Raw genomic sequence first — 8,228 nt, 5'->3', positions numbered from 1 at the left:
GCCTGGAGCCACTTTCTCGACCGCGTCGGTCTGGGTGTTGCCCAGAGGACCTTTGCCGTCGATCGGGTTACCCAGTGCGTCGACAACGCGGCCCAGCAGTTCCTTACCAACCGGAACTTCCAGGATGCGGCCGGTGCACTTGGCGCTCATGCCTTCGGCGAGGGTGTCATAGGCACCCAGGATCACTGCACCTACGGAGTCTTGCTCCAGGTTCAGGGCCATGCCGTAGACGCCGCCAGGGAACTCGATCATTTCGCCGTACATGACGTCGGCCAGACCGTGGATCCGCACGATACCGTCGGATACCGAAACAACGGTACCTTCGTTACGGGCTTGGGAGCTCACATCGAGGTTGTCGATGCGGCCCTTGATGATTTCACTAATTTCGGAAGGATTGAGTTGCTGCATTGCTCTGCTGCCCCTTCAAACTCAAGATTTCAATGCTTCGGCCAGTTTCGCGATTTTGCCGCGAACAGAGCCATCGATTACCAGGTCACCAGCGCGGATGACGACGCCGCCAATCAGGCTGGCATCCTCCGACGCGTGCAGGCGCACTTCCTGGCCTAGCCGTGCACTGAGAACCTTGGCGAGTTTGTCTTGCTGTTCTTGGTTCAACGCGAAGGCACTGGTGACTTCCACGTCCACGGACTTCTCTTGCTCGGCCTTGTACAGGTCGAACAGAGCGGCAATCTCCGGCAGAAGCAGGAGACGGTCGTTTTCCGCGGCAACATGAATGAAATTCTGTGCCTGTGCATTGAACTTGTCACCGCACACGTCAATGAACGTGGCGGCCTTTTCTGCGCTCGTCAGTCGCGGGGCCTTGAGCAGGCGCTGCATGGTGTCGTCTTGCGACACCGCAGCAGCCAGGCCGAGCATGGCTGACCAATTGGCCAGTTGCTGATGGGCCTGGGCATGCTCAAAGGCAGCCTTAGCGTAAGGTCGGGCCAACGTGGTCAGTTCTGCCATGATCGCCCTCGCTTAAATTTCAGCGGCCAGTTTGTTAACCAGCTCCGCATGCGCGTTTTGATCGATTGTGGCGCCAAGGATCTTTTCAGCACCGCCAACAGCCAGAGCACCCACTTGGGCACGCAGGGCGTCTTTGGCACCGTTCAGTTCCTGTTCGATCTCGGCCAGAGCCTGAGCTTTCACACGGTCAGCTTCGACGCGGGCCTGTTCACGGGCTTCCTCGACAAGCTGAGCAGCGCGTTTCTTGCTTTGCTCAATGATTTCGGCTGCCTGTGCTTTAGCTTCACGCAGTTGCTGGCCCGCTTTCTCTTGGGCCAGCTCCAGGTCGCGAGCTGCGCGGTTGGCAGCGTCCAAACCGTCGGCAATCTTCTTTTGGCGCTCTTGCAGAGCAGTGATGACCGGAGGCCATACATACTTCATGCAGAAGAGTACAAAAATCAGGAAGGCAACGGATTGGCCAATCAGGGTTGCATTAATGTTCACGCCAACACCTCGCTCGGTCTTAATTCATCACAGCCATCAACTCGTGGTTACGAGTGATTAGCCGGCGATCTGACCAACGAACGGATTCGCGAAGGTGAAGAACAGAGCGATACCAACACCGATCATGGTTACGGCGTCGAGCAGACCGGCAACGATGAACATTTTGACCTGCAGCATTGGAACCATTTCTGGCTGGCGAGCAGCGCCTTCCAGGAATTTGCCGCCCAGCAGGCCGAAACCAATGGCGGTACCCAGAGCACCCAGGCCGATCAGCAGAGCAACAGCGATAGCGGTCAGACCAACTACAGTTTCCATCTTTCCTCCCGACTTTTACGTCGTATTGGTTAGGTTTTTAGTTTGAAGCGGTAAAACAAATCGTTAGGTACAGCATGCCCTTGCGGACTTTTTAAGCCCTCCCCCCAAACCGACGGGGAAGGCTATCAGACACGCCAGGCGGTCTTAATGGTTATCTTCGTGAGCCATCGACAGGTAGACGATGGTAAGCATCATGAAGATGAAAGCTTGCAGGGTGATGATCAGGATGTGGAACACAGCCCACGCCCACTGCAGCACCACGCCCAGGCCGCTGAGCCAGAGCAGGCCGGAGCCGAACATCACCGCGATCAGGATGAACACCAGCTCGCCGGCGTACATGTTGCCGAACAGACGCAGTGCCAGCGAGATCGGCTTGGCGATCAGGGTGACGAATTCCAGCAGGAAGTTGACCGGAATCAGCAGGATCTGCAGGAAGATGTTCTTGCTGCCGAACGGGTGCAGGGTCAGCTCACCGAGGAAACCGCCCAGGCCCTTGACCTTGATGCTGTAGAAAATGATCAGGGCGAACACGCAGAAGGCCATTGCCAGGGTCGCGTTCGGGTCGGTGGTCGACACGGCGCGGAACGGAATGTGCGGGTCACCGGAAATCAGGATGGCCAGCTGAGGAATCCAGTCGACCGGTATCAGGTCGACGGCGTTCATCAGGAATACCCAGACGAAAATCGTCAGTGCCAGGGGTGCAATCACCGGGCTGCGGCCGTGGAAGGAGTCCTTCACGCTGCCATGGACGAAGTCGACCATCACTTCAACGAAGTTCTGCAGGCCGCCGGGTTGGCCGGAAGTCGCCTTCTTGGCCGCCATGCGGAAGATGAACAGGAAGATCAGACCCAGCGCGACGGACCAACCCAGGGTGTCCACGTGGAACGCCCAGAAGCCCATTGCCTTGGCTTCTGCAGCCGAATGGGCAAAGCCCCAGCTGCCGTCTGGTAATTGACCATAGGTCAGGTTCTGCAAGTGGTGCTGGATATAACCCGAAGCGGTTTCTTCTGCCATGGTTGCCTCAAACGCCCTAAGGTCTCGAAAGTCTTTTATTCATCAGCAGGGGCGCGAACCAGCTGACCCAAAGGGTCAACACGAAGACGCCGAATACTGCTAGCGGCGCCAGTGGCTTCACTCCTGCGAAGGTCAGTGCAAAAAGCACTGCCGTCAAAATCATCTTGCCTGCCTCGCCAGCGTAAAACGACTTGACGATAGCTTGTGCCGCCCGTGCCCCGCTGAAGCGAAAAGCCTTCCAGGCGAAATACACATTGGGCAGCCAGGCAATCAAACCTCCGCAAAGGCCTGAATATCCACTGACCACCCCTTTCCACTGCCACAACACCAATGTTGCCAGCAGCAGTACGACAAATTGAGCCAGCAGTACCGGAAAAACCGCCCAGCGATGGAAAGGCAGGCGGTTTGGCGTGCGGATTTCCATCAACCTGCTCCTCGGAAGTCGACCAACAAGTCAGTTATGACTTGGCATAATTTGTGCCGACAAAATGCGCGCAGAGTATAGGGGTGGATTAACCCCTATTCAACTCTTCGGTAGTGATTTCCGACTGCGCGCTACAACAGGAATTGTTTCAGCGGATGTGAGCAAGCACGCCTTGCAACTCGTCAAGCGAGTTGTAACGGATAACCAACTGGCCTTTACCCTTGTTGCCATGACGGATCTGCACGGCCGAGCCCAGGCGCTCTGCGAGCCGCTGTTCAAGGCGTGCGATATCCGGATCAGGTTTGCTTGGTTCGACCGGATCAGGTTTGTCGCTGAGCCACTGGCGCACCAGTGCCTCGGTCTGGCGCACGGTGAGGCCACGTGCGACAACATGACGCGCCCCCTCCTCCTGACGGCTTTCGTCCAGGCCGAGCAATGCACGTGCGTGGCCCATCTCCAGATCACCGTGGGCGAGCATGGTCTTGATCGCTTCCGGCAGGGTGATCAGGCGCAGCAAGTTGGCCACGGTTACCCGTGACTTGCCCACGGCGTCGGCTACCTGCTGCTGGGTGAGCTCGAACTCCTGCTGCAGGCGCTGCAGCGCCATGGCCTCTTCCAGCGGGTTGAGGTCTTCGCGCTGGATATTCTCGATCAGCGCCATGGCGATGGCAGCCTCGTCGGGCACTTCGCGGACCATGGCCGGGATCGTGTCCAGGCCGGCCTGCTGGGTGGCGCGCCAGCGGCGCTCACCGGCGATGATCTCGTAGCGGTTGTCGCCGATGGGGCGCACCACGATCGGCTGCATCACGCCGTGGCTGCGAATCGAGTGCGCCAGCTCTTCCAGCGCCTGCGGGTCCATGTCCCGTCGTGGCTGGTACTTGCCACGCTGGATCAGCTCGACCGGCAGGTGTTGCAGTTCTTTCTGGTCGATCTTCACAGCCTGCTCTTCGAGCGCGCTGACGGAAGGACCACTGAGCAGTGCATCCAACCCACGTCCGAGACCCCGTTTCTTGACGGCCATACGGATTCCTTAAGTTGTTTGTGCAGTGCGGGATTGACGACGTTGACGGCGGACCAGTTCCCCAGCCAAGGCCAGATACGCCAGCGCGCCACGCGACTGCTTGTCGTAGGCCAGGGCCGGCATGCCGAAGCTGGGGGCCTCGGCCAGGCGGATGTTGCGCGGGATCACCGTGTCGTACAGCTGCGGACCGAAGTGCTCCTTGAGCTGCGCCGAGACATCGTTGTTCAGGCTCAGGCGCGGATCGTACATCGTCCGCAACAAGCCCTCGATCTTCAGCTCCGGGTTCAACCGGGCGGCGATGCGCTTGATGTTATCCACAAGGTCGCTGAGCCCTTCCAGCGCGTAGTACTCGCACTGCATCGGGATGATCACGCCATCGGAAGCGACCAGGGCGTTGAGGGTGAGCATCGACAGCGACGGCGGGCAGTCGATGAGGATGTAGTCGTAGTTCTCGCGGATTGGCGCCAGCGCATTGCGCAGACGGCTTTCCTTGACCTGCATTTCCAGCAACACCACTTCGGCGGCGGTCAGGTCACGGTTGGCCGGCAGCAACTGGAAACCACCGTGTTCGGAGTAATGCATGGCCTGAGCCAGGTCGCATTCCCCGATCAGCAGGTCGTAGACCGAGTGCTCGAGCTCGTGCTTGTCCACACCGCTGCCCATGGTGGCGTTGCCTTGCGGATCGAGGTCGATCAGCAGCACACGACGTTTGGTCGCGGCCAGCGAAGCAGCGAGATTGATACAGGTGGTGGTCTTGCCCACACCACCTTTCTGGTTCGCGATTGCGAATACCTTAGCCATTGATGCGCGTGTTCCCAGTCATGCCTTGCGGCGCAGTATCAGCAGATGGCGCTGGCCCTGGCAACCCGGAACGGTCAGGGCCTGTTCGCTTTCCACTGTGAAGTCTGCGGGCAATGCTACCAGTTCATCGGCAGGATGCAGCCCCTTCATTGCAAGCCATTGCGTCCCGGTGTCGCCCAGATGGCGTGTCCAGTTGGTGAAGTTCTCCATGCTGCTGAAGGCACGGGAAATGATTCCGTCGAACGGTTGCGTCGGTTTGAACGCTTCGACCCGGCTGTGGATAACCGTCAGGTTGTCCAGCTTGAGCTCCATTTTCACCTGGGTCAGGAAGCGGGTTTTCTTGCCGTTGGAGTCCAGCACTGTCACGCGCTTGTGCGGGTGCAGGATAGCCAACGGAATACCGGGCATGCCACCGCCGCTGCCGACATCCAGCCAGTTGTCGCGCTCGCTGTGGATAAACGGCATGACACTGAGGCTGTCGAGCAGATGGCGCGAGACCATCTCGTCCGGGTCGCGCACGGCGGTCAGGTTGTAGGCCTGGTTCCATTTGATCAACAGGGCCAGGTAGCCAAGCAGCTGCTGGTGATTCGCTTCGCTCAGGTCGATACCGAGTTGGTTCGCACCTGTGGACAACTCTTCGGCGTGTTGCGGGGTGACCAGGGAACTCAAGCGCTTTGCTCCAATTCGCGGCCAGCGCCGCGTTTTTTCAAGTGAATCAGCAACAGGGAAATCGCCGCCGGCGTGACGCCCGGGATACGCGATGCCTGGCCCAGCGTCTCTGGGCGGGTCTGGCCGAGCTTGCCCTGGATTTCCTTGGACAGGCCGGAAATCGTCGTGTAGTCGATATCCACAGGCAAGCGGGTGTCTTCACTGGCGCGTAGACGGGCGATCTCGTCCTGCTGACGGTCGATGTAGCCGGCGTACTTGGTCTTGATCTCGACCTGTTCGGCAACCTGTGGATCAATCGGTTCCCCGCCGGTCGCTTGCATCAACCCGGCGTAGTCGATTTCCGGACGGGCCAGCAGGTTGAGCAGGCTGTACTCGTGGCTCAGCGGCGTGCCGAACTTATCCACAATGGCCTGGCCTTGCTCGGTGTTGGGCCGCACCCAGGTAGTTTTCAAGCGCTGTTCCTCACGCTCGATGCCGTCGCGCTTGGCGCAGAAGGCAGCCCAGCGCTGGTCGTCGATCAGGCCCAGTTCACGGCCCTTTTCGGTCAGGCGCAGGTCGGCGTTGTCTTCGCGCAGGATCAGCCGGTACTCGGCTCGCGAGGTGAACATGCGGTACGGCTCCTGGGTACCCAGTGTGATCAGGTCGTCGACCAGCACCCCGATGTACGCCTCGTCGCGGCGTGGGCACCAGCTTTCGCGGCCCTGGGCACGCAACGCAGCGTTGGTCCCGGCCAGCAGGCCTTGGGCCCCGGCCTCTTCGTAACCGGTAGTGCCGTTGATCTGGCCGGCGAAGAACAGGCCGCCGATGACCTTGGTCTCGAGGCTGTACTTGAGGTCACGCGGGTCGAAATAGTCGTACTCGATCGCATAGCCCGGGCGCACGATGTGGGCGTTTTCCATGCCGCGGATCGAACGGACCAGCTCCAGCTGCACGTCGAACGGCAGCGAAGTGGAGATACCGTTCGGGTACAGCTCATGGGTGGTCAGGCCTTCCGGCTCGATGAACACCTGGTGGCTTTCCTTGTCGGCGAAGCGGTGGATCTTGTCTTCGATCGACGGGCAATAGCGTGGCCCGACCCCTTCGATCACACCGGAGTACATCGGCGAACGGTCGAGGTTCGAGGCGATGATCTCGTGGGTGCGGGCGTTGGTGTGGGTAATCCAGCAACTCACCTGCCGCGGGTGCATTTCGGCATTGCCCATGAACGACATCACCGGGATCGGCGTATCGCCGGGCTGCTCGGTCATTACCGAGAAGTCCACCGAACGGCCATCGATGCGTGGCGGGGTACCGGTTTTCAGGCGGCCGACGCGCAGCGGCAGTTCACGCATGCGGTGGGCAAGGGCGATCGAAGGTGGATCGCCGGCGCGGCCGCCTGAGTGGTTTTGCAGACCAATGTGGATAAGGCCGCCGAGGAAAGTACCGGTGGTGAGGACCACCGAGTCGGCGAAGAAACGCAGGCCCATCTGGGTGACCACGCCCTTGACCTGGTCCTGCTCGACGATCAGGTCGTCGCAGGACTGCTGGAATATCCACAGGTTCGGCTGGTTTTCCAGGATCTCGCGCACCACTGCCTTGTAGATGGCGCGGTCGGCCTGTGCTCGGGTGGCGCGTACCGCCGGGCCCTTGCGGTTGTTCAGAACGCGGAACTGGATGCCGCTCTTGTCGGTGGCCAACGCCATGGCACCACCGAGGGCATCGATCTCTTTGACCAGATGGCTTTTGCCAATACCGCCGATGGCGGGGTTGCAGCTCATGTGACCGAGGGTTTCCACGTTATGGGTCAGCAGCAGGGTTTTAACACCCATGCGTGCAGACGCAAGCGCAGCCTCGGTACCGGCATGGCCGCCGCCGATGACGATCACTTCAAAACGGGAAGGGAAATCCACCACGCACCTCGTGCCTGTTTTTGCGAATAGAGAAGGTAAGCCGACAAGTATAGGGACTTCAGCCCCTTTAAAGAAACCGTCTGAGCAAATTTTGACCAGGCTGTGGATGAGTGGCGCACAACAGAAATCAACAGAACAGATTTATAAAAGCTTTGTTTTTATGTTTATTTTTATACACATGCATATCTGTGGATAAAGTCCTGTATCCCTTTATTCTCGCCATGTAGAGAGAAATTAAACCCTGTGGTTGGAGTACCCTGAGGGCTCTGGATAAGCGGATTTAGCCTGTGGATTAAATGGCTATTTATGCACAGGCCGTTTTACCCTCAGAAAAAACGCCCGCTTATCAACGGGGCTGAGGTAAGGTTTTCCACAGGGCTCCCGCGCTAAAATTCCGGCTTGTGAATAAAAAAGGTGCCCGTATAGCGTCCTGTCCAAGGTGATAATCACGCTCGAAGACAGCTCGATTGACCCGGCGCCGATCGGCCAGGACGGAAAATGGATAAATTTCAGGCAAAAAAATCTATGGTCACCCCATTTTTTGCAATACTGATTAACGGATGAAATGGATGGCTTGCTTAAATCTATCCGGCGTCAAATTGGGGCAAGCCCCGCGCCACGATGAGAGCCGCGCCTGACGATCCTT

General features: G+C 58.8%; 10 protein-coding genes. All 10 read right to left on the bottom strand.

Annotated elements, in window-relative coordinates; translation table 11 throughout:
- Nucleotides 1-408 (bottom strand): HAS-barrel domain-containing protein (locus tag HP547_RS24810; RefSeq protein ID WP_372242926.1); only part of this gene is annotated, 408 nt, incomplete at its 3' end.
- Nucleotides 409-429: 21 nt separating this feature from the next.
- Nucleotides 430-966, bottom strand: coding sequence for a F0F1 ATP synthase subunit delta (locus HP547_RS24805; RefSeq protein WP_003253191.1), 537 nt, complete (start codon nucleotides 964-966; stop codon nucleotides 430-432).
- Between the two features lie 12 nt (nucleotides 967-978).
- Nucleotides 979-1,449, bottom strand: a complete 471-nt coding sequence (locus tag HP547_RS24800; protein ID WP_172225118.1) for a F0F1 ATP synthase subunit B — start codon at nucleotides 1,447-1,449, stop codon at nucleotides 979-981.
- Nucleotides 1,450-1,506: 57 nt separating this feature from the next.
- On the bottom strand, nucleotides 1,507-1,764 hold the full coding sequence (gene atpE / locus HP547_RS24795) for a F0F1 ATP synthase subunit C (protein WP_003097235.1): 258 nt from the start codon (nucleotides 1,762-1,764) through the stop codon (nucleotides 1,507-1,509).
- A 144-nt stretch (nucleotides 1,765-1,908) separates the two neighbouring features.
- Complete coding sequence (gene atpB, locus HP547_RS24790; protein ID WP_172225115.1) at nucleotides 1,909-2,778, bottom strand: F0F1 ATP synthase subunit A; 870 nt, start codon at nucleotides 2,776-2,778, stop codon at nucleotides 1,909-1,911.
- A 16-nt stretch (nucleotides 2,779-2,794) separates the two neighbouring features.
- Nucleotides 2,795-3,202 (bottom strand): F0F1 ATP synthase subunit I, encoded by a 408-nt coding sequence (locus tag HP547_RS24785; RefSeq protein ID WP_172225112.1) that lies wholly within the window; start codon nucleotides 3,200-3,202, stop codon nucleotides 2,795-2,797.
- 148 nt (nucleotides 3,203-3,350) lie between these two features.
- Nucleotides 3,351-4,223 carry a ParB/RepB/Spo0J family partition protein gene (locus HP547_RS24780; protein WP_172225109.1) on the bottom strand — a complete coding sequence of 291 codons (873 nt, stop codon included), beginning with the start codon at nucleotides 4,221-4,223 and terminating at the stop codon, nucleotides 3,351-3,353.
- Between the two features lie 9 nt (nucleotides 4,224-4,232).
- On the bottom strand, nucleotides 4,233-5,024 hold the full coding sequence (locus tag HP547_RS24775) for a ParA family protein (RefSeq protein WP_012274913.1): 792 nt from the start codon (nucleotides 5,022-5,024) through the stop codon (nucleotides 4,233-4,235).
- Nucleotides 5,025-5,042: 18 nt separating this feature from the next.
- Nucleotides 5,043-5,693, bottom strand: coding sequence for a 16S rRNA (guanine(527)-N(7))-methyltransferase RsmG (rsmG, locus tag HP547_RS24770; protein WP_172225106.1), 651 nt, complete (start codon nucleotides 5,691-5,693; stop codon nucleotides 5,043-5,045).
- Nucleotides 5,690-7,582, bottom strand: coding sequence for a tRNA uridine-5-carboxymethylaminomethyl(34) synthesis enzyme MnmG (gene mnmG, locus HP547_RS24765; protein WP_172225103.1), 1,893 nt, complete (start codon nucleotides 7,580-7,582; stop codon nucleotides 5,690-5,692). Before mnmG ends, rsmG begins: the two co-directional genes overlap by 4 nt.
- Nucleotides 7,583-8,228 lie beyond the last annotated feature (646 nt).

Origin of the sequence: Pseudomonas sp. CM27 (assembly GCF_013179515.1) — a bacterium.
GTDB lineage: Bacteria > Pseudomonadota > Gammaproteobacteria > Pseudomonadales > Pseudomonadaceae > Aquipseudomonas.
The sequence above is the reverse complement of the archived record's forward strand: the minus strand, read 5'-3'. Positions and strand labels throughout refer to the sequence as shown.

Bases quoted from the DNA above. Each gene is read 5' to 3' on its own strand.
- HP547_RS24775 (WP_012274913.1), bottom strand. From the start codon at position 5,024: ATGGCTAAGGTATTCGCAATCGCGAACCAGAAAGGTGGTGTGGGCAAG.
- HP547_RS24805 (WP_003253191.1), bottom strand. From the start codon at position 966: ATGGCAGAACTGACCACGTTGGCCCGACCTTACGCTAAGGCTGCCTTT.
- atpB (WP_172225115.1), bottom strand. From the start codon at position 2,778: ATGGCAGAAGAAACCGCTTCGGGTTATATCCAGCACCACTTGCAGAAC.
- atpE (WP_003097235.1), bottom strand. From the start codon at position 1,764: ATGGAAACTGTAGTTGGTCTGACCGCTATCGCTGTTGCTCTGCTGATC.
- HP547_RS24785 (WP_172225112.1), bottom strand. From the start codon at position 3,202: ATGGAAATCCGCACGCCAAACCGCCTGCCTTTCCATCGCTGGGCGGTT.
- HP547_RS24780 (WP_172225109.1), bottom strand. From the start codon at position 4,223: ATGGCCGTCAAGAAACGGGGTCTCGGACGTGGGTTGGATGCACTGCTC.